Consider the following 24,053-nt stretch of genomic DNA (forward strand, 5'->3'; position numbering starts at 1 on the left):
TTTAGACCAAATATAAATAGCAATTAAAACATTACAAATTGAGAAGTAGCGATCTCTTTTAGCAGAGTAGTGTAAGATTTAAACTAAAAAAATTAAAAGCACAAAAAAACGGAGTATTTCCCCTTTACTTTTTAACTTAAAACTCCATTTATACGTATAAAAAGCAAAGTTGTTAACGTTTTACTTTTATCTATAAAGCAAGTAAATTCAATAGATTACTCGTAAAAAAACAGTTTTTATCTTAAAACAACCTTCAAATAAGCAAAAAATAAAATCTCCCACTACAAGATTATACGCCTTTATCGTGATAAACTCGCGTTGATTCATGCTTAGAAATAGCCTTAAGCCAGCCATTGATGCAACAAACGCACCAATTTGCGACACTTTATGAGCAGGTTATTTATAATCCTTTTTGCTCGTATTTTTCTTTTTTTTAAAACAGTAGTTATATTTTTTAAAAAAATTTCTTCCCTAAGATTTGGGATTGGCACAAAAAAAAAGATGTGCGGTGCACATCCTCGACTTGTGGAATTTTTCCACATTTTCATTACCCACTTTTTAGTTATTGAACCACAATACCTTAGCTTGTCTTCGATGTAAAAAGTGAATCTGTATATTAATTTTATCTTTTTATTCCTTCCAATACTGGAGCGAAATAGAGATACTAAATTCCTTTTTAGGTATGGAAATGTTTACTGAATATCTTCAATCATACGTTCTACCTTAACGTCTAAAACTCCACGTCCCAGGTTATCTGTTAAATCCATAAATGCACGTTTTGAAATATCAACCGATCTTCCTTTTGTAAAAGGTCCACGATCAGTTACCGTCAATACAACTGAACGTTTATTTCTCAAGTTAGTCACTTTGATTTTCGTTCCAAAAGGCAGTGTTTTATGGGCTGCCGTGTATTTTGAGTTGTCAAAAACTTCACCGCTTGCTGTTTTTTTACCAGAGAATTTATCGTGGTAATATGAAGCTTTTGTTTCATCGCTAACCACTTCAAAAGAGTCTTCCTCTACTTCTGCCATCACGATAGAATCTTCTTCTATCATTGGTAAATCTAACGTTGCAACAGTATCTAACACCTGCTCCATGCTAACAGCAGCAGGCTTGATTTTTTCTTTTAATTTGCCCGCCTCTTCAAAACTTGATAAAGTGAAGATTATTAGAGTAAAAATTATATATTGAACATATTTCATATTTCTTGTTTCAAAAAATGGATACTATTTCAAAACAAGAAGTGTACCAAAATAAAAAAAGAGAGCTTGAAGCTCTCTTTTTTTATCTTTTATATGCCATTATGCAAACCAAGCGGTCCAAGGAATTCTAGATAAGATTAAAACTAATCCAATCGTATAGAAAATAGCGAACATTTTAAATTTCTTGTTGCTATCTGTGGTCTTTTTGTGTTTAGACCATCCAATTGTAATCAACGCAATTGCAATGATGTTAATTAGTGGGTGCTCTAAAGCATACAATCTTAAAGTAGAGTCTTTCATCGCCACACCGAAACCTTGTACTAAAGGTGAAACGAAATACAAGATAATCCCTAACAATAATTGAATGTGACAGAAGATTAACCCTATCAAACCTAATTTGCGATCTTTCTCTGTAAACTCTTTTTTAGAGCTTAATCCTACAAAAGCATTAATTACTACGATTACCAAAAAAATCAATGCTAAATATGCAACGCCTGAATGCGCTGGCTGTAACATTTTATCCATATTGTTGTTATTAGTTTACTGACAAATATAAATAAAACAATTGAAACTAAACGCTTTGCTTCTTGATTTACATTCTACCATTTCGATTGCTTTATTCCGTACGAATACCTCAATATAATCCGTTAATCTCAAGAAAAATATGCAAAAATAAAGGTTCCCTCGTTTTGATTCCCCTAATCAAAGTTTTAACCAAATCAAGTCAATATATCCGTAAAAACAAATATCTTAGGTCTTTGTAATTTGTTTTCACATGATCAAAACACTGCGTATTCTTTATCCTTACTATCTCCTTTCTTGCGGGATAACGGTACTTCTTGGACTGACAACCGCGCTTTGGTGGTGCATCCCTCCGCTCCTTGCTACTTTACTTTCGATGGTTTATTTTTGGACTTTTCGCTCCTACGAACTTTATTTTTTCAAGAACAAAGGATGGCAACCCCTTCACCTCGTATTCACTTTATTTGGTAGTATGATGGTTCTTTCACTTATGCTCTCCAAGTTTAAAACAACCTAATTATGTCTACCTTATACTTAGATAGTCTTGTGTATCAAGTGCAGCACAAAAACATACTCAACAATATCTATTTTCAACTGCAAACGGGTGAGCTTATCGAACTCATTGGATCAAATGGAGCAGGAAAATCTACCTTTCTTGAGGTACTATTTGGCACAAAAAAAGCGCAGCATTTACACCTTCGAGTTGATCAAAAATTAATCCGAAGAACCCGTGATTTGCAACGTTATTTTGCGTTGAAACCTCAGTTTTCATTTTTTCCAAAACAACTTCGGCTCCAAGAGGTATTACCCAAGAGATATTGGCATTGGTCTGAATTTGAACAGCAGCTTCATTCCCCTATTTCTAGCTTTTCAACGGGAATACAGCAATTGATTCAAACCTTGTTTGTACTCGATTTACCTCAACCGTTTATTCTTTTAGATGAGCCCTTTGCTGGTCTTTCTCCAATTCTACAGGAACAACTTCTTGTTATTCTTCAAGAAAAAAAACAAACTAAGGGAATACTCATCGTCAACCATATTCCAGGTTTATTATCCTCCATTCGCACCAAACAATTGCGACTACATAACGGTAGCATCCAATCTACTTAACAAGGCTTTCAACGTATATTGAAAGCCTTTTTTTATATCAAATAAAACCATTCAAACACCTATTACCGAATACATTAAACATTCAAATACACCTTATGATTTCTCCTTTTTGGGTTTTATATTCACGCTATAATCAAACAAAAACCGGGAACAGGGAGAGCAATACAGAATGAAATAGAACTAAATTAGGTACTAAACACTTGTATCTAATATTCTAAAATTTCTTGCATTAAACCAATTCCTAACTTAACACTAAGTGATTACAAGTCAAAATTTTACAAACACTCCAGTATGATTAAAAAAATATGTTTATTATTATTTTCTCTTTTACTAATAGCTTGCAAAAAAGAATCATCAGAAGAAATTTATATTAAAACTTATCTGCCCAAGATTTTAAACTTAATGCCCCCAGACATTGACCGTTTCAAGAAGAGTATGGTTATTAATCAAGAGGGTAATCTAACCTCTTGGGATGGAGAAATATTGGAAAAAGCATATCATACAGACGATGATTATATGTTTGCAGTCTTAGGGATCTATAACAAACTAGACCTACATCCTGCGCAAATAACTATTGTGAATAAAGATAATAGCGAAAGAATTCTATATCCTGGTTTTTTGGATATCAATAACACCAAAGTACCTTTATCTGAAATTCAAGATTGGGATGCGCTATTCTATATCACTTCAACCAATTGCGGAACATGTATGCAAGACTATCAAAGAATGAATCAACTAACCACTAAATACGCGGATAAAAAGATAAAGTTTGTGACTCTTTTTGACAAAGTCAAAAACATAGAAAATTATAAAAAGGGTGAAATCTACAAGACTGATGGTTTTCTCAATGAAAATTGGATTATTTTACAAAAAAATAACCTCTTACCTTTCCTAACAGAGAAATATCATGATAGTTTAGGCGTGCCCTTTATCTTTTTCAGAAAAGACGATGTAGATTTAAAAAAATATTTCACCTCCTCTCGTAACGGTGACATTGAGGGATATATATCCAATAACTTTGAGAGCAAAACTGAAGAATAATCTCTTTCCTAAAAATACCTAAACTTTTGATTCCTTTGTCTGGAATGATTACCCAACATATACCATTAATCAAACCAACCAAGGGGATACTCATCGTCAATCCTATTCCAGGTCTGTTATCGTCCATTCGCACCAAACAATTGCAACTACATAATGGTAGCATCCAATCTACTTAACAAGGCTTTCAACGTATATTGAAAGCCTTTTTTATATCAAATAAAACCAATCAAATACCTATTACCGAATGCATTAAACATTCAAACACACCTTATGATTTCTCCTTTTCGGGTTTTATATTCACGCTATAATCAAACAAAAACCGGGGACAGGGAGAAAGTACTGAACATCTAGAAAATGAAAAAGATAGCATTAACTCTTTCGCTTTTTGCGTTATCTACAGTAAGTTTTGCAGGCTGTTTTACCATTGATTACTCCTGTGGTGGAGGCACCTATTACTGCTCTCAGGAGAACGATACTATGGATCAAATTCACCAAGATATCCAAGATATTGACAAGTTTATTTGTGGATAAAAAGACACAGCGTGTTTGTATAACACGCTGTTTTCAAATACCTAATAATTTTATTATGAAAAAAATATACTATACATTCCTACTTTTAATGCTAACCCTACCAATACACGCCCAAGAACAAACAGTTATGCGCTATACTTACTTGGGCAAAATCACATTAGATAAAACACAACCTAATAAAATAGACGAAAGTGTATTTATATTAGATATTGATTCTACACAATCCTCGCGTTTTCTTGAATTACCACTATTAGAAAGAATGCGAGGTGCAGCTACTGTAAAAAACCAAGAGGAGCTCATGCAAATTATCTATACTTATCGCCCTAAGACAAATTTTATAGTACTAGCTACAACTACTATGCTGACAACCAAAACTAGTCTGGGTAAAACAACCTATACGTATGACCAACCCAAAAACACTTTAGTTTGGCAAATAGAACCTCATCATGAACAATGGCAGAACTATACCGTTCAGAAAGCTAAGACCTTTTTTGAAGGACGCTATTGGAATGTCCTCTTTACTAGTGCTATTCCCTTAATTGAAGGGCCTTATAAATTTAAAAACTTACCTGGTTTTGTTGTTAAAGCTTGGGACGATGAACATCACTATGAATTTGAATTTCTAAACAGCGAAAAAGTAACCATCGATAATTGGGACTTGAGTAACCCTAAAGACATCATAACTCCCATTACGGTGACACAATATGAAAAAGCATTAAAAATTTACTTAAATAAAACATATAAAGACAGTTTTATTGAGATGAATCCAAAAAATGCAGCAAATGTTCCTGATGAATTTGCAGTAAAAATAGGACTTCGTTCGAATCCGATTTTTAAAGTTCAATAAAAAACAACAATACTTCTTCTTCCAAAAACCTAATTTATTTTAATTCAAAATTTAATTGTTTAGGCGAAGATAATCGGCTATTTATAGGTAAACAAAACAAATATTTAATAATGTTATTAATTTTTATTATAAATTTTAAATAAAAAAACCTATATTGTGTAAATATTAACAATAATACCGTGGACAGGGGGTGTAATACTGAACAAAATTTATTATGAAAAAATTGATATTAACCTTTTCGTTTTTAGCCTTATCATCAATAGGTTTTGCAAATTGTTTTAGCTTTAAGTATTCATGCGGTGGAGGGACGACATATTGTGCGGAGAAAAATTCATCAATGCAACAGATAATGAAAGACTTAGTTGAAATGGACAATTTTGTATGTAACTAAAAAACTCAGCGTGTTTTTTAGACACGCTGTTTTTTTCTCTTAAGATAAACCTATTAAGTATGAAAAAATTACTAGTTTTGATTTTAATGTTAGGCTGTTTCATTACCTCTCTTGCTCAGTCACAAACGATTATGCGATACAACTACATTGGAAAACTTGTTGTCGACAAAACTCAACCTGAAGAAATAACTGAAAGCATATTCATTTTAGATGTCAATGCGGCTAATTCCTCTCGATTTCTAGAAAAAGATTTACTGGAGCGAAAAAATGCCCTTTCGAAAGTTATTTCAAAAGAAGAAGCTATGCAAATTATCTCAACCTATCGGCCACAAACCGATTTCGCTGTTTTCCATACTAATGGAACATTAACAACCAATACGATGATTCATAAAACAACGTATAGCTATAATGACGACAAAAAAACGTTCGTTTGGCAGATTGAACCTGGACATGAACAATGGCATACGTATACCGTACAAAAAGCCACAACTTTCTTTGAAGGTCGTCAATGGCATGTGCTCTTCACTTCGGAAATTCCTATAATCGAAGGGCCTTATAAATTTAAAAACTTACCTGGTTTTGTGGTCAAAGCATGGGATGATGAAAAACAATATGAATTTGAATTTCTAAACAGTGAAAAAGTAACTATCGACAATTGGGACTTGAGTAATCCGAAAGAGATAGTAACTTCCATTACTCCCGCACAATATGAAAAAGCATTAAAAATATATCATGGAAAAACCTATAGAGATCTCTTAATTGAAATGAATCCTGAAAATGCATCCATAGTTTCCCCCGAATTTGCAGAAAAAATAGGACTGCGTTCAAATCCAATTTATAAAGTTCAATAAACTTAAAAACAAAAGGTTGTTTTTCATTTCATTCTAAACACTTCTTTTTATCCACTAGCTATTATGCGACATTTTCTCCGCAACACCTTTGTCTTATGCTCTTGCCTTCTAGTAAGTTTATTTACTGTTGGGCAAGAACGCATACAAGGAAAAGTGGTAGATCAAGCAAACATTCCTATTGAAGGAGCCTTAATTGCCCTCATACAAGCAGAGCAAAAAGAGGTTATTCAATATACCCAATCCAATGCAGAAGGTGCATTTGAACTGATTGTCAGCGCACCTCTTTCCAATCTACAATTACGCATACAACATCTTGATTATGCTATTTACCATCATACCTTGGTTGCTCCTGTTACTTATTTAAATCTCACCTTAACAGAACAGCGAACGGAGTTGGAAGAGATTATTATTAAACCGACTCCTATTACACAGCACAGTGATACAATAAGTTATCGCGTAGAATCTTTTGCCACCAAAACGGACCGTGTCTTAGAAGATGTGCTTAAACGTTTGCCCGGGATAGAAATTACTACCGCTGGTCAAATCAAGTATCAAGGGGAAAACATCAATCGATTTTATGTAGAAGGATTAGATTTAATGCAAGGGCGTTATACAGCCATTACGAAAGCTATTTCCCCTGACGACATTAGTCGGGTAGATGTATATGAAGATCATCAACCCATCAAAATGTTGGACGGCAAGGTTGCAACAGGTAAACCTGCTTTAAATATTCGTTTAAAAAACAAAGTAAGTCGTGCAGGTACCGCCAAAATAGGTGGAGGATTTAGTCCTTTTATTTGGGATGTTGCTCTTTCTCCTATGCTCTTTAGTCGCAATTTCCAAACCTTAGGAAATTATGAAACCAACAACACAGGATCTACTTTAGTAACTAAAATGAACAATCTTTACTCTTTTGAAGAATATGATACTTTTTTATATTCCCCTACCAACACACCTTTTCTACAAATTGCCACTAATGCTGATCCTTCCATCAAGCAAAACCGCTATTGGTTTAATAAAAGTCATTTAGGGAATCTAAATGTACTGCAAAAATTCAAAAACAACTGGGAACTTACAGGAACTCTATACTATTTAAATGAAAATAATGATGCCAACGACAGAGTACAAACCACTACGATACACTATCTAAATCCAACACTTGGTACCTCTGAGCCCATAACATATGAAAGGACAACCTCTAGTCGTGCCGCAAAAGAAATCTTCAATGCTGAATTTACCTTAACGCAAAATCAAAAACAAAACTATACCAAAAACAAAACGACAATCCGCGTATCAAAAGATAAAACAAGGGGAGATTTGATGGTCAATACGCCAGAAAATTTGATTCAGCAAAAAGTAAATGCTCCTATTTTTCAGTTGCAAAATACGTTGAGTACGCTTATTCCTTTAACAGAAAAGCATTGGATTAATTTTCGTTCGCTCCTAGATTTTTCAAACAGCAAAGAAGAGTACGCTGCTTCTCCAACTGCACTTTTTAATTTAGACAATCCAGATTTAGTCTCTTACCAATCCTTATCCCAACACTATGATAATCAATCATTCTATACAAAAAATGCTGTAGCCTATGTATGGAGGCAGCATGCTTGGACTTTTTCTGAAGAATATAATTTCACCTTTCAACAAACGCATTTCAATACGGATTTGTATGGAAGTGAAACTGGTTTTTGGAGTCCTATCCCTGGAGATTATCACAATCAACTGCGTTATCAAACGAGCAGTAATGCCTTACATTCTAAAATCAGTTTCAAGGACAAGCGTTGGTCCTTTAACCTTAATCTTCCCTTAAATTGGACCACAGCTTCACTGATAGACAAAGAAAACAACAAACGTGACAGCAATCGAAAATTATTTCTTTCTCCCACTTTTTATGCACAATATGTTGCATCTTTATACTGGACATTTAAAGGAAATATAGCCTACAAGAGTGTTTTCACACCACTAAATCAACTGTATTCTTCTACTGTACTCAATGAATTAAATTTTAGCGCTTACACCAATCGTATTTTATCTAATCATCGGTTTACGAGTAAAATTGAAACCAACTATAAAGACCCTTTTACTGGGTGGTTTGCGTATTTTAATCTGGAATATGTTGAACGACAAAATCCTATTTTATTTTCTCAGGAAATTGGCGAAAATGGGCAACAAGTTATTCAAGCTATTGAACAAAACAATACCCAAACAACACAACGCTTAGAACTAAATATCAACAAGTTGATTGAACCAATTAGCACCACCTTAAAAGGAAATTTCTCACATAGTAGGAATAAAAATCCGATGCTAATTAATCAAGCGCACAATACAGTGAGAACACATCAAAATACGTATCGATTCAGTTTAGCCAATACCTCTTTTACTTGGTTGAATATTGATTATTCCTTTAGCTATCAACAAACCAAAAACAAAGATTTTTCTTCTTCCAAAAGCGCTAAAACAACACATGATGCGACCTTAAGTCTACTTCCGTTTGCACAACATACTTTACTCACTACATTAGCCTATCAACAAGATCACATTCAACAACAATCATTCAGCAATACATTTGTAGATTTAACCTATCGCTATACCTTTTCCAAACGCAAAATTGATTTGGAACTCGCTTGGACAAATATTTTTAATTATAAAGAATACAATCAGGTCATCATCAATGATATAATGACAAATGTAATGCAGGCACCAATACGACCTAGACAATTCATGGCGTCGATTCGTTTTTCGTTTTAAATCATCCAACGTCGTATCATAAACAGCAAAGACCTTCAACTAAGTTGAAGGTCTTTGCTAACTAACATATCTAATTCAAAAAGTAATAATCTATTTCTTCGTAATAATTTCAATTACTCCACTTTCACCTTCTTTTCCATATTTTTCTTTTGCCATTTCTCCTTTTAAAACATTCATACTTTCAATATCTTCCGATTGAATCGCACTTATTTCGACAGCCTTTACTGCTTTTCCATCCAACATATATAAAAAAGGACTGCTCGTATCATCTTGCGTCGAAGTAAAAGAAAATGAACTAGACGTTTGTCCTTTTCCGTTTGTAGTCTTCACTTGTTTTGTCTCAGAATTAACAATGATAACCCCATTTTTCCCTTTGTCTCCATATTTTTCGATACTCTTCTCTGTGCTGTAGATTTTGATATTTCCACCTCCCAGTCCATTGGGATTTATTTTTTCTAATTCTTCCAAAGAAACTTCTTTACCGTTGTAAATAATTAATTTGTCCTTTATTCGCTCTAAATCTTGCTTTCTCGATTTCTCCATTTTTTTTCTCGAAGCTTCCATTTCCTTTCTAGACTTTTCCATTTCCTTACGAGACGCTTCCATTTTCTTACTCGCTTCCTCTTTTTCTCTTGCAAGTTGTTCTTTTTTTCTTGCAAGTTGCTCTTTGTTCTTAGTTGAAATTTCCTTCATTCTTTGAGCATTTCTTTCGGAGGTCTCTTTAGCTATAGTATACGAATAGGACATTTCATCTTCATTGGTCTCCTTCCCTATTTTCGAAAATTCCTCCATGGTATACTCTTTTCCATTGATGATAATACGCGCATTTGAATCAGCAGCTCCAGAGGTATTAAAACTATAAGTTTGGGTTTTGCCCTCTGCCATTCGTTTTACTGTGTGTAAACGATGCTCCTCTTCCGTCATTTCTTTACCATTCAGTGTCATCTTCATTTTTCCTGAAGGATCATTGGTTGTAATATAAATCGTTCCATCTTTTGCTTGACTATCGTCAGCTGTTTCTTTAGCTGATGTTCCTTGTCTTGCCTCCTTTACTGCCGTAGCAACCTCGTCTTTTTCTGCAGGTGTTAGTTCTCCTCCGTTAGTAAGTAAAGGTACTACATGCTGTTCTTGTTTTTTTTCTGGTTCCTGCTCTGTAGGGGTTGATTCTTGATCAATAAACCGAACTTCCGCTTGGGTTTTGATTTGAAAAAGCAAAAAGAATCCCACCGCTAAAGGAAGGCATAAAACAAATTTTGATTTTCTCATATTTTTAGATTTTGGTTGGTTTAACATGACGATTCTCTTTTTTAAATCTGAAGCCCCAAAAGAGTTAACTAACGAAAATGAAGGTGTCTTAGCTTGTTCAAACTGCACCAAAGCCATTTGATAATCGTAGCTATTTTGTATGGCTGTTACCTTTTGATCTACGACATACTCTAAATTAAGGCGAACCACTCGCTCTAAGATTACTAATAGGGGATTGAACCAAAAAATGCGACGTAAAAAATGCACTAGTAGCAAATCAACAGTATGTTTCTGTTGCACATGGATATCTTCGTGCTGGATGATTGTTTCCAATGCTGCTATATCCTTATAATTGGAGGGCAATACAATCCAATTCCAAAACGAATACGCTTCTTGTGTAGTCGTATCCACTTTGATATTCGATTGTGATTTCCAAAATTGCAATTGTTTAATATGGCGAATCAATCGCAACACTTTACCACAAAAGAAAAGACCTATAATCAGGGTAATTCCTCCAAATAGTACGGGTATCAACGCCTCTATATTCAACTGCTCGAAGAAACTTTGTTGTTCTTCTATTCTAGGTACTTCATTGGTTTGGTTAAGCAACATAGACCAATCGAAACGCTGTTCAATGTATACCGTTTTTGTAAAGCTCATCAGTGGTAATAAGAAACTACATGCAATCCCGATGAGAAAATAATAACGAATAGCCGCAAAAAAAGTTTCCTTTTTCAAAAACAAAAAATAAAAACCTAAGACTAGTAACAACAAGCCGTTTGCTTTGAGTACATACAAGATAAAAGGAGTCATACGCTTTTCTGTTTTAATGGTTTACACCTGTTTATTTTTTTCAATGATAGAAAGAATCTCATTCAATTCTTTTTGCGATACCTGCTTGTCCTTAACAAAAAAGTTAACCAAGTTACTGAACGAATTATCGAAATACTTTTGCATGGTTTCTTCCATGAACATCGAACGATAAGCCTCCATCGTCACCACAGGATAATATTGATGTGATTTACCAAAAGCATGATAAGCAACCACTCCCTTTTCCTCCAAAATTCGCACTAAAGTTGATAAGGTATTGTAATGCGGTTTCGGTTCTGGCATTTCTGCCAATATATCATTAATGAAACCTTTTTGCAGCTTCCAAAGGATGTGCATGATTTCTTCTTCTTTATTCGTTAATTTTTCCATTTGTATTTCTTTTAACTCAAACAAACATATAACTAAAAATTTAGTTATCAAACTAATTTTTTAGTTTTCAACTAAAATTAATTGAAAAGTATAAAAAAAAGCACCGTAAATCTTTCTGATTTACAGTGCTTTTAAAGAAAAATAACACGTAGTCTCCTACAACGCTTTCAATAATTGAAGCATCTCTTTTGGTCCAACATAAGCATAATGTTGGTATATAATTTCATAGTTTTTATTCAAAATAACCAGAGCGGGATAAGCATTTTGCGAAGTCAGCGCCTCAGCTAATTCATGTACGCCAGACTGAAGTCCTTTTTTTCTATATTCGAATGCTTTCCCTTTAAACTGTATTTTTTCCTTTGATTCTGCATCAAAAGAAATAAAATACACGTTGTCCTTTAAGGCTTCTTGTACCGTTGCATTCGAAAACGTTTTCTTCTCCATCAAAGCACAGTAATTACACCAATTGGTATGTAGAAAAACAACAATCGGCTTTTCTTGTTCCTGCATCTTTTTTTCCAACGTTGAAAAAGTTACTTCTTGCGCTTGGACACTAGATGTCCAGATGGTACAAAACAGCACACCCCCTAACATAGCATAATAGCTTATCCTTCCCCCTCTCATACACGAACTAATTTAAAAAATACTATAACGCACGCCTATAAAACCTCGAATTCCCTGTAAAGCAGTATAGCTATAATCATTCGGTTCAAAAATCACATCCGTTCTACCTGGAGGAGGTGTTACCCCATTACCTGGTTCTCCATACGGATCCCACCATCTAGCAATGGTATCTTCCTTTGGAAGAGTATTGAATAAATTCTTTACTCCTCCATATACTTGAAAATTATTACCGAATTTCTTCGTCACTTGAATATTTGCAATTACAGTCCAAGGAGAGTACTCGGGTCTATAATCATTTTCTACACGAGGCAATCGCATAGGACCTTTCCAGTCTCCAGTTAAATCTGCCGTAAATCCATGGCCAAAATTATAGCTTGCTAAAACATTACCCGACCATTTTGGCGAATGATAAATTTGCTCACGTAATCCATCCTCTTTGCGATACACTTCCATATAGGTTGCACCCGCCATTACTTTCAAAGGAAAATCAAACGCTACATCAACATTCAGCGAAATACCTTTAGAAATAGCATGCCCATCTAAGTTTGCATAGATGATTTTCGTTTGATCCGTGTCGGTATCTGCATCAATCTTATTGGTAAAATAAGTATAGAAACCGTTGATATCAAAATTAAACGCTCCGAAATTCGTCGGTACTTTAACCGTATAATTCAGATTAGCATTGTATGATTTTTCTGGATCTAGCGATTCTGCGAATACCACTTCTCTCGCTCCAGTCAAAGCACGATGGTCTTCCGTAAACACGTTGACAACTCTGAATCCAGTACCGAAACTCGCACGTAAAGCATGATTCGCATTCGGTGCAAACTTATATCCTACACGAGGAGAATGAATCCCTCCATGTATTTTATCGTAATCAAAACGATAACCTAGCAATAATTTATGCTGTTTATTCAGCGACCATTCATCTTGCACAAAAAGACCTGGAATTGGCATTTCTTGCGGTTGGTTTTTAACCAACCCATTTTCATCGTATATCCCAGTTGCTCTTGTATTATCATCGTAGTACGTATACTTAAACGATCCTCCAACTAACAAACTATGATCCCCTACTGTTTTATCCCAATACGCTTGAGCAAAAGCTACTTGTTGTTTCGCATCATAAGATTCTGGTCCATACATTGAATTTTGGTTGTGGTAGATATACGAAAACTGAGTATAGATATTTTCAGTTGTAGGCAACTGATACATTCCTATTGCCTCGAAGCGATTGGTAAAAATGCTTTCAGCATATACTTCTTCACTTCCTCTATGTTTCTTGCGTTGCCAATTTGTTTCACCACCCCAACGATCTTCGTACACATAACGCAAAGCCAAACTAGCGACTCTATTTTCAGGTCGTTTCAAGCTGAATTTATTAAATAAAGAAACACGTTCTTGTTGTGTTACATCAGTAAATCCATCGCCATTCTTATCTTTTCGTTCTCCAAATTTGAAGTAGTTACCACCAAAAAGTCCGTTTACCTTTTTACCTAATTTATAACCCGCCCCTAAGTCGATATTATTCTCCAACCAAGTCGTAGTAAAAGCATCAACACTTAATCGTGCCGCATGTTCTGGGTCTTTGGTAATGACATTAATAATTCCTCCCATCGCTTCTGTTCCATACAAAGAAGACGCAGGACCTTTCACCACTTCGACACGTTCAATCATATTGGTTGGAATACCAAATAATCCATACACCGTTGACAGCGAAGACACAATAGGCATCCCATCAATCAAAATCATCGTATACGGTCCTTCCATTCCATTAATATGGATATCTCCTGTATTACAAACGTTACAATTCAATTGCGGTTGTACCCCATTAATCATTTGTACGGCATCAAATAGATTCGCTGTAGGGTTCTTTTCAAAAAATGCAGGCGTATAAATTTCAACAGGCGTCACAGCATCCGACTTTAATACGGGTTTTAAGGAACCTGAAATCACAATTTCCTCTAAACTAGCGTCTTCTTCTAAATCAAAATTCAATGTTGCAACTTGTCCTTCCTTTACTGTAACACGTTTTGACAATTTTTTAAACCCTACAAAATCGGCATAAACAAGATACGTTCCAGGTTTTACCCCTTCAATTTTATAATTTCCACGGTCATCAGCCGTTGTTCCTTTGGTTGTTTGTTCAATAACAACACTAGCATATGATAGAACTTCTCCTCTTGAAGTAATCTTCCCTTGAATAGTTTGAGCTTCTATTGCACTAGAAAAAACTAGGAGAAACAAAAAACTTATTATTACACGCATAAAAAATTATTTACTATTGGTTTAAATTAAAATTTAGGCAAAGCTAAAAATATTATTTAAATAAAAAAAGATGTAAATTTGTATTTTATAAAAAATCACTCCATGCTTACTTATTCAGAAGAAAACTATTTGAAAACTATTTTCCACTTATCACAAGGTGAAGAGGACGGAATTTCTACTAATGCAATTGCTGCACGAATAGAGACGAAAGCTTCTTCGGTAACGGATATGATTAAGAAATTAAATGAGAAGAAATTAGTTACGTATCAAAAGTATCAAGGAGTTCGCTTAACACCAGAGGGTCTTTTAGCCGCAAAAATGATTGTTCGTAAACATCGTTTATGGGAAGTTTTTTTAGTGGATAAATTGGGATTTAGTTGGGATGAAGTTCACGATGTAGCCGAAGAGCTAGAGCATATTAAATCTGAAAAGTTAATAAATAAATTAGAAGCTTATTTAGGCTACCCAACAGAAGATCCACATGGAGATCCTATTCCCAATGCAAAAGGGGAAATTAAACAGATTAAAAAGAAATTATTAGCTGAAACAAAAATTCAACAAGCCGTGATTTGTGTAGGAGTTAAGGATTCCTCAGCTGAGTTTTTACAATATTTAGATAAGCAAAAAATCGCTTTAGGCAGTGAAATTGTCATTTTAGAGATTGAACCTTTTGATCAATCATTTTTAATTGAGATCAATGGTACTAAAATAACGATTACCAAAAAGATTGCTAACAATCTTTATGTACAACTGAAATAATAGCAAGGCTTACTCACCAGTAAGCTTTTTTTATTAATTCCATCAAAACTAGCATTATGAGCCAATTATTTAGTCCACTTCAATTGAAGCATCATACCTTAAAAAACAGAATTATTGTTTCCCCTATGTGCCAATATACCGCCACGGATGGATTTGCCACAGATTGGCATCTCGTTCACTTAGGTCAATTTGCCACTGGACAAGCTGCTGCTATTATTCAGGAGGCAACCGCAGTTGTTCCTGAAGGGCGAATCACGTATGGGGATTTAGGTATTTGGTCAGATGAACATATCGCTAAATTACAACAGATTACACAATTCATTCGAGAACAAAATTGTATTCCGGGTATTCAGTTAGCACATGCAGGACGCAAAGCCAGTTGTGAAAAACCATGGATTAGTAGAGATCAAATCGCGCCAGACCATCAAAATGGGTGGCAAACGGTTGGACCATCAACGATTCCCTTTCACACAAAAGATCATCCGCCAGTTGCCTTAACAAAAGCAGAGATTCAAGAAACGGTAGAAGCCTTTAAACAAGCTACCCTTCGTGCCATACAAGCTGGTTATGAAATTATTGAGTTACACGGAGCGCATGGCTATCTAATTCATCAATTTTTCTCACCCTTAATCAACAATAGAACGGACGAATACGGTGGAAGTTTTGAGCATAGAATTCGCTTTTTACTTGAAATTGTTGATGCCATTCAACCCTTATTAACAACGCAAAGTTTATGGGTCAGAATTTCAGCAACCGATTGGGCTGAAGGTGGATGGACTATTGAAGAAAGCGTTGAGCTCGCTAAAATATTACAAGAAAAAGGAGTTGAAGTGATTGATGTAAGTACAGGCGGTGGAGTAAGAGAGCAGAAAATAACAACGGGACCTAATTATCAAGTCCCTTTTGCTGCACAAATTAAAAACAATACAACTCTGGTTGTAGGAGCTGTTGGAGAAATCAAAACAGGACCACAAGCCGAAACTATTTTACAACAAAACGAAGCGGATTTGATTTTTATCGCCCGCGAATTTTTACGAGATCCTCATTTTGTTATGACAGCATCACGCCAACTCCAAGTTGAGATTCCGTGGGCTCCCCAATATGAGAGAGGAAAAGAATAATTAAATTTTACAACTATATTCAATGAATAAAAGCTTATTAGCCCTAGCTGTTGGTGGATTAGCCATCGGTATGACCGAATTTTCGATGATGGGTCTTTTGCCTGAAATCGCTAAGGACTTACAAATATCCATTCCAAAAGCAGGAAACTTTATATCAACCTATGCCCTTGGTGTGGTCGTTGGTGCACCATTATTGGTTATGTCATCCAACAAATTTGCTCCACACAAAGTATTAATGGCCTTGATGCTATTATTTTCCGTTTTTCACGTGCTTTTTGTACTTTCTCCTTCCTACCCTACCCTCATAGCAACCCGTTTTATGTCGGGGTTACCACATGGTGCCTTTTTTGGTGTAGGATCTGTTGTAGCCACACAATTAGCTCAAAAAGGAAAAGAAGCACAAGCTGTTTCCATAATGTTTGCTGGGTTAACAACAGCTAACCTTGCAGGAGTGCCTTTAAGTACCTGGATTGGTCAACATTATACGTGGCGTGAAGCCTATACATTAATTGCTTCTCTAGGAGTAATAACTACATTAGCAATTTACTTTTGGATTCCAAAACTACAAGCTGATACCACCACAAATACCAAAAAGCAAATGGCCTTTTTCAAAACGCCTCTCGCATGGATTCTAGTTGCCTTAATTTCCATTGGAACAGGTGGTTTATTCGCCTGGATCAGCTATATTGCTCCAATGATGACTAATATCGCCTTGATCCCAGAAGCAAATATTCCTATCATCATGACATTAGTTGGATTGGGAATGTTTCTCGGTAATTTTGTTGGAGGAAAGATTGCAGATACCTTTTCCCCTGCCAAGGCTGTTATTTTTTCATTCTCCTTAATGGCGGTATGTTTAGTTGTGGTTTATTATACCGTTCATATTCAATGGATGGCGTATGCCATGTCATTAGTAACCGGATTAGTTGCCTTTACTATCGGATCACCTCTACAGATGTTATTGATTAAAAATGCCAAAGGATCCGAAATGTTAGCAGCATCTGCTGGACAAGCTTGCTTTAACATCGGAAATGCCCTTGGTGCTTTCCTAGGGGGTATTCCTATTACGATGGGCTTTGGTTATAATTCACCGGAATGGGTAGGCGCAGGAATGGCTCTGTGTGGTGCGATGTTGGCCTATCTATTTATTCAATATAAAAAAAGAGCGGAATCTTTGCCACAAGAAATTCAGTAGTTTACAACTACATTCTTGGAGCAAAAGACCTCCGATTCACAATAAGTTTATAAATTTGCAGAAATAATTTTTTACCATGTATAGAACTCATACTTGTGGAGCATTAAGTGCTTCTGATATAAATACAACAGTTACCCTTTCAGGCTGGGTGAGCAAACACCGTGATAAAGGTTTTATGATTTGGGTTGATTTACGCGATCGTTATGGTATTACACAATTGATCTTTGATGCAGAGAGAACAGATAAAACTGTTTTTGAAACCGCTAAAAACTTAGGTCGTGAGTATGTAATTCAAGTAACGGGAACTGTAATTGAACGCGCATCAAAAAATCCGAATATGCCAACTGGGGATATTGAGATTTTAGTTGAGTCACTAACGATTTTAAACGAATCAAGTGTTCCACCTTTCACTATTGAGGATGAAACAGATGGTGGAGAAGATATTCGCATGAAATATCGCTACTTGGATATTCGTAGAAATCCAGTAAAAAACAGTTTACTTTTCAGACATAAAGTGGCACAAGAGGTGAGAAATTACCTTTCTGCTCAAGATTTCTGTGAAGTTGAAACACCTTATTTAATCAGCTCTACACCTGAGGGAGCTCGTGATTTCATCGTGCCTTCCCGTATGAATCCAGGTCAATTCTACGCATTACCGCAATCGCCACAAACATTCAAACAATTGTTGATGGTAGGAGGTATGGATCGTTACTTCCAAATCGTGAGATGTTTCCGCGATGAGGATTTACGTGCAGATAGACAACCTGAATTTACGCAAATCGACTGTGAAATGGCTTTCGTAGATCAAGAAGATGTTATGGATACTTTCGAAGGGTTAACTAAACATTTATTGAAATCTGTTCACGGCGTTGAAATTAAAGAATTTCCAAGAATGACGTATGAAGAAGCGATGCGTACGTATGGTAATGATAAACCAGATATTCGTTTTGGAATGAAATTCGGTGAATTAAATGCAGTAGCTCAACACAAAGATTTTGGTGTTTTCAACAGTGCTGAATTAGTAGTTGGTATTGCCGTTCCTGGTGGAGCAGCTTATACAAGAAAAGAAATTGACGCTTTAATTGACTGGGTAAAACGCCCTCAAGTTGGAGCATCAGGTATGGTATATTGTAAATGTGAAGCAGATGGTTCATTCAAATCTTCTGTAGATAAATTCTATGACCAAGAAGATTTAAAACAATGGGCAGCTGTTACAGGTGCACAAGCTGGAGATATTATTTTGGTTCTTTCGGGTCCTGCAAATAAAACAAGAGCGCAATTAAGTGCACTTCGCATGGAGTTAGGAAATCGTTTAGGTTTGAGAAAATCTGATGAATTTGCTCCACTATGGGTAATTGATTTCCCATTATTTGAGTGGGATGAAGAATCAGGGCGTTATTTTGCGATGCACCACCCATTTACATCACCGAAGAAAGAAGATATCGCTTTATTAGATACTGATCCAGGTAAAGTACGTGCAAATGCCTACGATATGGTTTTAAATGGAAATGAAATTGGTGGAGGTTCTATTCGTATTCACGATAAACCAACTCAAGAATTGATGTTTAAACACCTAGGTTTCTCTAAAGAAGAAGCAGAAAAACAATTTGGTTTTTTACTAAATGCATTCCAATACGGAGCACCACCACACGGAGGATTGGCTTTCGGATTAGACCGTTTAGTTGCTATTTTAGGAGGACAAGAAACGATTCGCGATTTCATTGCTTTCCCTAAAAATAACTCAGGAAGAGACGTGATGATTGATGCACCAAGTGCTATCCGCCCTGAACAATTAGAAGAATTGCATATCGCTATCAAAGCGGAATAATAACAAAAAACGGGAACTTTAAAGTTCCCGTTTTTTTATTGCTTTATTTTATATAGAACAGCCTCTTCGCCCTCTAATAGTATATCTTGCTCATAGGTAAGTCCTAGTTTCTCTAAAACGCGTATAGAAGCGGTATTGACTTTCATCGCTCGACCAACAATACAATCTAATCGGAATTGATTTAATCCCACATGCAAACAAGCTTCAGCGCTTTCTGTTGCATATCCTTTTCCCCATTCTTCTTCAAAAAAGCGAAAACCGATATCTGTTTGTTGCGTATCAGCATCATACTTCAAACCACACCAACCAATAAATTGTCCCGAATCCTTTAAGATAACAGCCCATCGTCCATAGCCATTAAGCAGATAATCGCTGTAATTTTCCAAAAATTCTTTAGCTTCATCCACAGTTGCAAAAGCTGTATTACCCGTATAGCGAATCACATTGGGATTTGCATTTAATTCATAGAATGATTGCGCATCTGTTGGTTGCAATTCTCGAAGCAACAATCTGGGTGTTTCAGCGATTAATTTCATCTGGATTCCTGAAAAAAGCTATTTGCCGTTATAAGTATTCATTGCATTATTCAATCCCCCTAAAGCAAACTCCTGAATAGCCTTAGAAGACGTTTCTAGACGTTCTACGAGCTTTTGTTTCTCTTCCTCGTCCCATTCACCCAAAACATAATCCACTTGCTGTCCTTTCTTAAATTCATCGCTAATTCCAAATCGAAAACGAGGGTAGTTGGTATTATTTAACACTGCTTGAATATTCTTCAATCCATTGTGTCCTCCGTCAGACCCTTTGGCCTTAATTCGAAGGGCTCCAAAAGGAATATTCAAATCATCCGTAACGACTAAAATATTCTCCAATGGAATATTTTCTTTTTGCATCCAATATTGAACAGCTTTACCGCTTAAATTCATATACGTATTAGGTTTAAGCAAAAGCAGCGTTCTGCCTTTTATCTTAACTTCTGCAAGACTTCCCAATTTTACGGTTTGCCAATCTCCTCCTAAATCACGGGCTACTTGATCAACAATCTTAAATCCAATATTATGACGCGTATGAATATATTCAGCACCTATATTTCCCAATCCTACAATTAAAAACTTCTTCATGGTATGATGTTACTAATTTTCAAGGTACAAAAATAACGCAAACCCAAGACATTCCATAAGTTATTTGACCAAATAAAAAAAGCGCCTGTAAAAATACAGGCGCTTTCAAACAATTTATATTGACTATAATTATTTTTTCTTTGAAGGAGCTTTTGCTGCTTTTGCTGCTTCTTGAGCTGCTTTCATAGCTGCACGAGAAATTCTCACTTGACAAACTACAGTGTTGTCTGGGTGTAATAATTTGTAGTTATCAGTTGTAATATCTGTAACGTATAATTTATTACCCATTTCTAAGTTAGAAATGTTTACTTCTACGAAGTCAGGTAAGTTAGCTGGTAAAGCTCTTACTTTTAATTTACGGTTGTTGATGTTTAAAACACCTCCAGCCATAACTCCTTTTGAGTTACCTGCGATTTTGATAGGCACTTCTAAAGTGATTTCTTTATCGTCGAATAATTGGTAGAAATCGATGTGTAAGATTTTGTCAGATACCGGGTGGAACTGAATATCTTGTAAAATTGCATTGATTTTTTTACCACCTTCTAATTCAATCACAACAGTGTGTACATTAGGAGTGTAAACTAAACTTTTGAATGCTTTCTCTTCTGCTGTGAAGTGGATTGCTGATTGTTCTCCTCCGTATACTACGCAAGGAACCATTCCAGCATTACGTAAGGCTTTAGTAGACACTTTACCTACGCTTTCTCTTTCTGATCCTTTAATTGTAATTGATTTCATTACTTTAAATATTTAGTATTAATAATTTACATGACGAATGTTTTGCTAATCGATAAATTCGACTGCACATTGTGCATTGTTTCTGCAAACAAAGGCGCACAACTTAACACTTTAATTTTATTACATGGTTTCTTCAATGGAATTGAATCTGTAACGATTAATTCAGTTAATGAAGACTCCTCGATTTTTTCATAAGCGCTTCCTGATAAGATTGCATGTGTACAAATTGCACGTACGCTCAAAGCACCTCTTTCTAACATCATATCAGCTGCTTTTGCTAACGTACCTCCTGTATCAATCATATCATCCACTAAGATTACGTTACGCCCTGTAACATCTCCAATCAACTCCATCTTTTCAATGATGTTCGCTTGTTTTCTTTGTTTATAGCAGATTACTACATCTGAATCTAAAAACTTAGAATAAGCATAGGCACGTTTTGAACCACCCATATCTGGCGAAGCAATAGTCAAATTGTCAATGTTTAAACTCTTCACGTATGGTAAAAATATCGTTGAAGCGTATAAATGATCTACTGGTTTTTCAAAGAATCCTTGGATTTGATCTGCGTGTAAATCCATAGTCATAATTCTCGTTGCCCCAGCTGATTCTAATAACTTAGCTACTAATTTAGCCCCAATTGGAACCCTTGGTTTATCTTTTCTATCCTGTCTAGCCCATCCAAAATAAGGGATTACTGCTGTAATATGTCTTGCTGATGCTCTTTTAGCTGCATCACACATTAACAATAATTCCATTAGGTTATCTGATGATGGAAATGTAGAACAAACAAGGAAAACTCGTCTTCCTCGAATTGATTCTTCAAAAGAGGGTTGAAACTCTCCATCACTGTAATGTGATAACGTAGCTTTACCCAATTCTACACCATATTCCTTTGCTATCTTCTCTGCTAACTCAACGCTTTGCGAGCAAGCAAAAATTTTTGCTTCTGATTCAGGATTTAACATTTTTTCTAATTAGTTGTTATGTTGTTAGTTAGTGCTTCCTTATAGTAATTCAGCGATGCAAATTTATAAAATATTAATTGACTAGAACGATTTTTTTGCTTTTTTTCTTTGATAGCTTATTTTTTTCTGTAAATTTGCACTCACAATTCAACACCAAATGCCCGGATGGCGGAATTGGTAGACGCGCACGACTCAAACTCGTGTTCCTAGGAGTGTGGGTTCGATTCCCACTCCGGGTACGAAAAAAGCCTAACTTTTCAAGTTAGGCTTTTTTATTTACTATCCTTTTTGTTTCCAAAAACAAATATAATTTGAATCAACTGTTCCCAATCAATCGTAAACTATCTCGCATCATCTGCAGAAGGACCATACATTCCAGGAATTGGAATATCGAGCAAACGCAAATAAACTGATAGTTGCCCTCTGTGGTGATAGATGTGATTATTTACAATAAAGCGGTTCGCACCAACCTTTGGCATTTCCATAATCGTATGATCACCTGCTTTTAATGCCCAGTTCTCCATCCATTGCTCCTCTGTAGTCGATTCAATGGCTGTTATAACGCGTTTTTCATACGCATCGATAAGTTGGAGTAGCTGATCTGTAGAAGTCGCTTCTAAAGGCTTATAATCCGTATGGAAGTTTAGCTCACCTTGTTTCGTAATAAATTCTGTCCAAACGATCAATTCAACAATATGTTTCGATAAATCTCCTAAACTCATCGACTTTTCATGTGGTTTCCACCCCCATTTATCTGTTGGCACACAAGCAATAATCTTTCTTGTACTCCCTAATTCATGTTGCAATTCAAGCAAAAAACTTTTATTAATACTCATAATGTTAGTTGTTATTTTTCTTAGAGGAAAACTACAAAACTTAAAGCAAATAATCAATTTCTTTGAGAACTATAATTTATTGCAAAGGAAAAGCCCAACACATCTCTTCCAACTTCCTAAATCCTTTTTTATCTTTGTAAAAAACAAAACCATTGAAAACAGATACTACCTACCTTTCCTTTGATGAAGCTAAACGCAAATTAGAAAACTATTGTGCGTATCAAGACCGTTGTCACTCTGAAGTAGTCAATAAGATGTTTCTATTGGGAATAACACCACAAATACACGATGAAATTATCGTTCACCTCATTGAACATAGTTTCTTAAATGAAGAGCGATTTGCCAAGAGTTTTGTAAGAGGAAAACACCGTTTAAGTGCTTGGGGAAGGAATCGAATTACAACAGAATTAAAATTCCGAAATATCAATAGTCGAATCATTACAATTGCCTTGGCTGAAATTGAAGATGAAGAATACTACCAAACTTTTGATCGCATTAGCGAAAACAAATGGAATCAATTAACGGATACCGATATACAAAAGAAAAAACAAAAGTTTCAAGCTTACTTATTTCGCAAAGGATACGCGATGTCTGATATTATAAACAAAACCCAAGACTTAGAGATAACATAGTATAAAAGCCCTTTTTTAGGGCTTTTTTGTTGTTTTGCTTTTTTGTGGTGGATGCAGGGATACGATATGTATCCTGCGATAAGGCCAATTGCCATTGGCCCTTACGGTGCATTCTTTGTCACCATATTTTACCACAATACAATATGCATCATACAAGAAGACCAATTGCCATTGGCCCCTACGTCCGTTTCCTCTCATCACCTCACCTTTCCAAACCGGTATAAAACAAAAAAGCCTGACTACTTACGTAATCAGGCTTTTCAAAAGAAGGGCGCAGGCTT

23 protein-coding genes and 1 tRNA gene are annotated in these 24,053 nt (G+C 35.5%); 13 read left to right on the top strand and 11 right to left on the bottom strand.

The window, feature by feature from the left end; genetic code table 11:
* Positions 1-692: 692 nt before the first annotated feature.
* Together ACUTSE_RS11240 and ACUTSE_RS11245 are read right to left on the bottom strand one after the other, a co-directional pair.
* Positions 693-1,202 carry a septal ring lytic transglycosylase RlpA family protein gene (locus ACUTSE_RS11240; RefSeq protein WP_445640285.1) on the bottom strand — a complete coding sequence of 170 codons (510 nt, stop codon included), beginning with the start codon at positions 1,200-1,202 and terminating at the stop codon, positions 693-695.
* A 99-nt stretch (positions 1,203-1,301) separates the two neighbouring features.
* On the bottom strand, positions 1,302-1,727 hold the full coding sequence (locus tag ACUTSE_RS11245) for a hypothetical protein (protein WP_002988209.1): 426 nt from the start codon (positions 1,725-1,727) through the stop codon (positions 1,302-1,304).
* Between the two features lie 516 nt (positions 1,728-2,243).
* On the opposite strand from ACUTSE_RS11245, the gene ACUTSE_RS11250 reads away from it, so the two are divergent.
* The 7 genes from ACUTSE_RS11250 to ACUTSE_RS11280 all read left to right on the top strand — a co-directional run bounded on the left by ACUTSE_RS11250 (position 2,244) and on the right by ACUTSE_RS11280 (position 9,240).
* On the top strand, positions 2,244-2,834 hold the full coding sequence (locus ACUTSE_RS11250; RefSeq protein WP_445640286.1) for an ATP-binding cassette domain-containing protein: 591 nt from the start codon (positions 2,244-2,246) through the stop codon (positions 2,832-2,834).
* A 291-nt stretch (positions 2,835-3,125) separates the two neighbouring features.
* Positions 3,126-3,875 (top strand): hypothetical protein, encoded by a 750-nt coding sequence (locus tag ACUTSE_RS11255; RefSeq protein ID WP_445640287.1) that lies wholly within the window; start codon positions 3,126-3,128, stop codon positions 3,873-3,875.
* A gap of 26 nt (positions 3,876-3,901) precedes the next feature.
* Positions 3,902-4,051 (top strand): hypothetical protein, encoded by a 150-nt coding sequence (locus ACUTSE_RS11260; protein WP_445640288.1) that lies wholly within the window; start codon positions 3,902-3,904, stop codon positions 4,049-4,051.
* 178 nt (positions 4,052-4,229) lie between these two features.
* Entirely contained in the window at positions 4,230-4,406 is a 177-nt protein-coding gene (locus ACUTSE_RS11265) for a hypothetical protein (protein ID WP_155522594.1), read from the top strand.
* 55 nt (positions 4,407-4,461) lie between these two features.
* A complete protein-coding gene (locus ACUTSE_RS11270) occupies positions 4,462-5,253 on the top strand; it encodes a GLPGLI family protein (protein WP_445640289.1) in 792 nt (263 codons plus the stop codon).
* A gap of 450 nt (positions 5,254-5,703) precedes the next feature.
* Positions 5,704-6,495: a GLPGLI family protein gene (locus ACUTSE_RS11275; RefSeq protein WP_445640290.1), complete on the top strand. Its 792-nt coding sequence runs from the start codon at positions 5,704-5,706 to the stop codon at positions 6,493-6,495.
* Positions 6,496-6,558: 63 nt separating this feature from the next.
* Complete coding sequence (locus ACUTSE_RS11280) at positions 6,559-9,240, top strand: carboxypeptidase-like regulatory domain-containing protein (protein WP_445640291.1); 2,682 nt, start codon at positions 6,559-6,561, stop codon at positions 9,238-9,240.
* 90 nt (positions 9,241-9,330) lie between these two features.
* Here the strand turns inward: ACUTSE_RS11280 and ACUTSE_RS11285 are convergent, their stop codons facing one another.
* The 4 genes from ACUTSE_RS11285 to ACUTSE_RS11300 all read right to left on the bottom strand — a co-directional run bounded on the left by ACUTSE_RS11285 (position 9,331) and on the right by ACUTSE_RS11300 (position 14,574).
* Positions 9,331-11,298: a M56 family metallopeptidase gene (locus tag ACUTSE_RS11285; protein ID WP_445640292.1), complete on the bottom strand. Its 1,968-nt coding sequence runs from the start codon at positions 11,296-11,298 to the stop codon at positions 9,331-9,333.
* Positions 11,299-11,319: 21 nt separating this feature from the next.
* Positions 11,320-11,685, bottom strand: coding sequence for a BlaI/MecI/CopY family transcriptional regulator (locus ACUTSE_RS11290; protein ID WP_050899469.1), 366 nt, complete (start codon positions 11,683-11,685; stop codon positions 11,320-11,322).
* A gap of 156 nt (positions 11,686-11,841) precedes the next feature.
* Complete coding sequence (locus tag ACUTSE_RS11295; RefSeq protein WP_445640293.1) at positions 11,842-12,309, bottom strand: thioredoxin family protein; 468 nt, start codon at positions 12,307-12,309, stop codon at positions 11,842-11,844.
* Positions 12,310-12,321: 12 nt separating this feature from the next.
* Positions 12,322-14,574, bottom strand: coding sequence for a TonB-dependent receptor (locus ACUTSE_RS11300; protein WP_445640294.1), 2,253 nt, complete (start codon positions 14,572-14,574; stop codon positions 12,322-12,324).
* A gap of 102 nt (positions 14,575-14,676) precedes the next feature.
* On the opposite strand from ACUTSE_RS11300, the gene ACUTSE_RS11305 reads away from it, so the two are divergent.
* The 4 genes from ACUTSE_RS11305 to aspS all read left to right on the top strand — a co-directional run bounded on the left by ACUTSE_RS11305 (position 14,677) and on the right by aspS (position 19,477).
* Positions 14,677-15,333: a metal-dependent transcriptional regulator gene (locus tag ACUTSE_RS11305; protein ID WP_002988241.1), complete on the top strand. Its 657-nt coding sequence runs from the start codon at positions 14,677-14,679 to the stop codon at positions 15,331-15,333.
* A gap of 56 nt (positions 15,334-15,389) precedes the next feature.
* A complete protein-coding gene (locus ACUTSE_RS11310) occupies positions 15,390-16,454 on the top strand; it encodes an NADH:flavin oxidoreductase/NADH oxidase (protein ID WP_445640295.1) in 1,065 nt (354 codons plus the stop codon).
* Positions 16,455-16,476: 22 nt separating this feature from the next.
* Positions 16,477-17,649, top strand: coding sequence for an MFS transporter (locus ACUTSE_RS11315; RefSeq protein WP_115091982.1), 1,173 nt, complete (start codon positions 16,477-16,479; stop codon positions 17,647-17,649).
* A 76-nt stretch (positions 17,650-17,725) separates the two neighbouring features.
* Positions 17,726-19,477, top strand: a complete 1,752-nt coding sequence (aspS, locus tag ACUTSE_RS11320) for an aspartate--tRNA ligase (RefSeq protein ID WP_002988249.1) — start codon at positions 17,726-17,728, stop codon at positions 19,475-19,477.
* A 35-nt stretch (positions 19,478-19,512) separates the two neighbouring features.
* Here the strand turns inward: aspS and ACUTSE_RS11325 are convergent, their stop codons facing one another.
* The 4 genes from ACUTSE_RS11325 to ACUTSE_RS11340 all read right to left on the bottom strand — a co-directional run bounded on the left by ACUTSE_RS11325 (position 19,513) and on the right by ACUTSE_RS11340 (position 22,304).
* Positions 19,513-20,013, bottom strand: a complete 501-nt coding sequence (locus tag ACUTSE_RS11325; RefSeq protein WP_445640296.1) for a GNAT family N-acetyltransferase — start codon at positions 20,011-20,013, stop codon at positions 19,513-19,515.
* Between the two features lie 18 nt (positions 20,014-20,031).
* Positions 20,032-20,598 carry an aminoacyl-tRNA hydrolase gene (gene pth / locus ACUTSE_RS11330; protein WP_002988257.1) on the bottom strand — a complete coding sequence of 189 codons (567 nt, stop codon included), beginning with the start codon at positions 20,596-20,598 and terminating at the stop codon, positions 20,032-20,034.
* A 129-nt stretch (positions 20,599-20,727) separates the two neighbouring features.
* Positions 20,728-21,336, bottom strand: a complete 609-nt coding sequence (locus ACUTSE_RS11335; RefSeq protein WP_060874320.1) for a 50S ribosomal protein L25/general stress protein Ctc — start codon at positions 21,334-21,336, stop codon at positions 20,728-20,730.
* A 26-nt stretch (positions 21,337-21,362) separates the two neighbouring features.
* Positions 21,363-22,304, bottom strand: a complete 942-nt coding sequence (locus ACUTSE_RS11340) for a ribose-phosphate pyrophosphokinase (protein WP_002988261.1) — start codon at positions 22,302-22,304, stop codon at positions 21,363-21,365.
* Positions 22,305-22,463: 159 nt separating this feature from the next.
* Here ACUTSE_RS11340 and ACUTSE_RS11345 point away from each other — a divergent pair.
* Positions 22,464-22,543: transfer RNA gene (locus ACUTSE_RS11345), tRNA-Leu, on the top strand.
* 102 nt (positions 22,544-22,645) lie between these two features.
* On the opposite strand, the gene ACUTSE_RS11350 is transcribed toward ACUTSE_RS11345, so the two are convergent.
* Complete coding sequence (locus tag ACUTSE_RS11350) at positions 22,646-23,140, bottom strand: DinB family protein (protein ID WP_445640297.1); 495 nt, start codon at positions 23,138-23,140, stop codon at positions 22,646-22,648.
* A 152-nt stretch (positions 23,141-23,292) separates the two neighbouring features.
* Between ACUTSE_RS11350 and ACUTSE_RS11355 the strand changes: the two genes are divergently transcribed.
* Positions 23,293-23,772: a regulatory protein RecX gene (locus ACUTSE_RS11355; RefSeq protein ID WP_002988265.1), complete on the top strand. Its 480-nt coding sequence runs from the start codon at positions 23,293-23,295 to the stop codon at positions 23,770-23,772.
* Positions 23,773-24,053: the final 281 nt, after the last annotated feature.

This window comes from Myroides sp. TSA_177.3 (assembly GCF_052691955.1).

Excerpts from the sequence above, each read along its gene's own strand:
- ACUTSE_RS11240 (WP_445640285.1), bottom strand. The coding sequence starts at position 1,202 with ATGAAATATGTTCAATATATAATTTTTACTCTAATAATCTTCACTTTA.
- ACUTSE_RS11245 (WP_002988209.1), bottom strand. The coding sequence starts at position 1,727 with ATGGATAAAATGTTACAGCCAGCGCATTCAGGCGTTGCATATTTAGCA.
- ACUTSE_RS11250 (WP_445640286.1), top strand. The coding sequence starts at position 2,244 with ATGTCTACCTTATACTTAGATAGTCTTGTGTATCAAGTGCAGCACAAA.
- ACUTSE_RS11255 (WP_445640287.1), top strand. The coding sequence starts at position 3,126 with ATGATTAAAAAAATATGTTTATTATTATTTTCTCTTTTACTAATAGCT.
- ACUTSE_RS11265 (WP_155522594.1), top strand. The coding sequence starts at position 4,230 with ATGAAAAAGATAGCATTAACTCTTTCGCTTTTTGCGTTATCTACAGTA.
- ACUTSE_RS11270 (WP_445640289.1), top strand. The coding sequence starts at position 4,462 with ATGAAAAAAATATACTATACATTCCTACTTTTAATGCTAACCCTACCA.
- ACUTSE_RS11275 (WP_445640290.1), top strand. The coding sequence starts at position 5,704 with ATGAAAAAATTACTAGTTTTGATTTTAATGTTAGGCTGTTTCATTACC.
- ACUTSE_RS11280 (WP_445640291.1), top strand. The coding sequence starts at position 6,559 with ATGCGACATTTTCTCCGCAACACCTTTGTCTTATGCTCTTGCCTTCTA.
- ACUTSE_RS11285 (WP_445640292.1), bottom strand. The coding sequence starts at position 11,298 with ATGACTCCTTTTATCTTGTATGTACTCAAAGCAAACGGCTTGTTGTTA.
- ACUTSE_RS11290 (WP_050899469.1), bottom strand. The coding sequence starts at position 11,685 with ATGGAAAAATTAACGAATAAAGAAGAAGAAATCATGCACATCCTTTGG.
- ACUTSE_RS11295 (WP_445640293.1), bottom strand. The coding sequence starts at position 12,309 with ATGAGAGGGGGAAGGATAAGCTATTATGCTATGTTAGGGGGTGTGCTG.
- ACUTSE_RS11300 (WP_445640294.1), bottom strand. The coding sequence starts at position 14,574 with ATGCGTGTAATAATAAGTTTTTTGTTTCTCCTAGTTTTTTCTAGTGCA.
- ACUTSE_RS11305 (WP_002988241.1), top strand. The coding sequence starts at position 14,677 with ATGCTTACTTATTCAGAAGAAAACTATTTGAAAACTATTTTCCACTTA.
- ACUTSE_RS11310 (WP_445640295.1), top strand. The coding sequence starts at position 15,390 with ATGAGCCAATTATTTAGTCCACTTCAATTGAAGCATCATACCTTAAAA.
- ACUTSE_RS11315 (WP_115091982.1), top strand. The coding sequence starts at position 16,477 with ATGAATAAAAGCTTATTAGCCCTAGCTGTTGGTGGATTAGCCATCGGT.
- aspS (WP_002988249.1), top strand. The coding sequence starts at position 17,726 with ATGTATAGAACTCATACTTGTGGAGCATTAAGTGCTTCTGATATAAAT.
- ACUTSE_RS11325 (WP_445640296.1), bottom strand. The coding sequence starts at position 20,013 with ATGAAATTAATCGCTGAAACACCCAGATTGTTGCTTCGAGAATTGCAA.
- pth (WP_002988257.1), bottom strand. The coding sequence starts at position 20,598 with ATGAAGAAGTTTTTAATTGTAGGATTGGGAAATATAGGTGCTGAATAT.
- ACUTSE_RS11335 (WP_060874320.1), bottom strand. The coding sequence starts at position 21,336 with ATGAAATCAATTACAATTAAAGGATCAGAAAGAGAAAGCGTAGGTAAA.
- ACUTSE_RS11340 (WP_002988261.1), bottom strand. The coding sequence starts at position 22,304 with ATGTTAAATCCTGAATCAGAAGCAAAAATTTTTGCTTGCTCGCAAAGC.
- ACUTSE_RS11350 (WP_445640297.1), bottom strand. The coding sequence starts at position 23,140 with ATGAGTATTAATAAAAGTTTTTTGCTTGAATTGCAACATGAATTAGGG.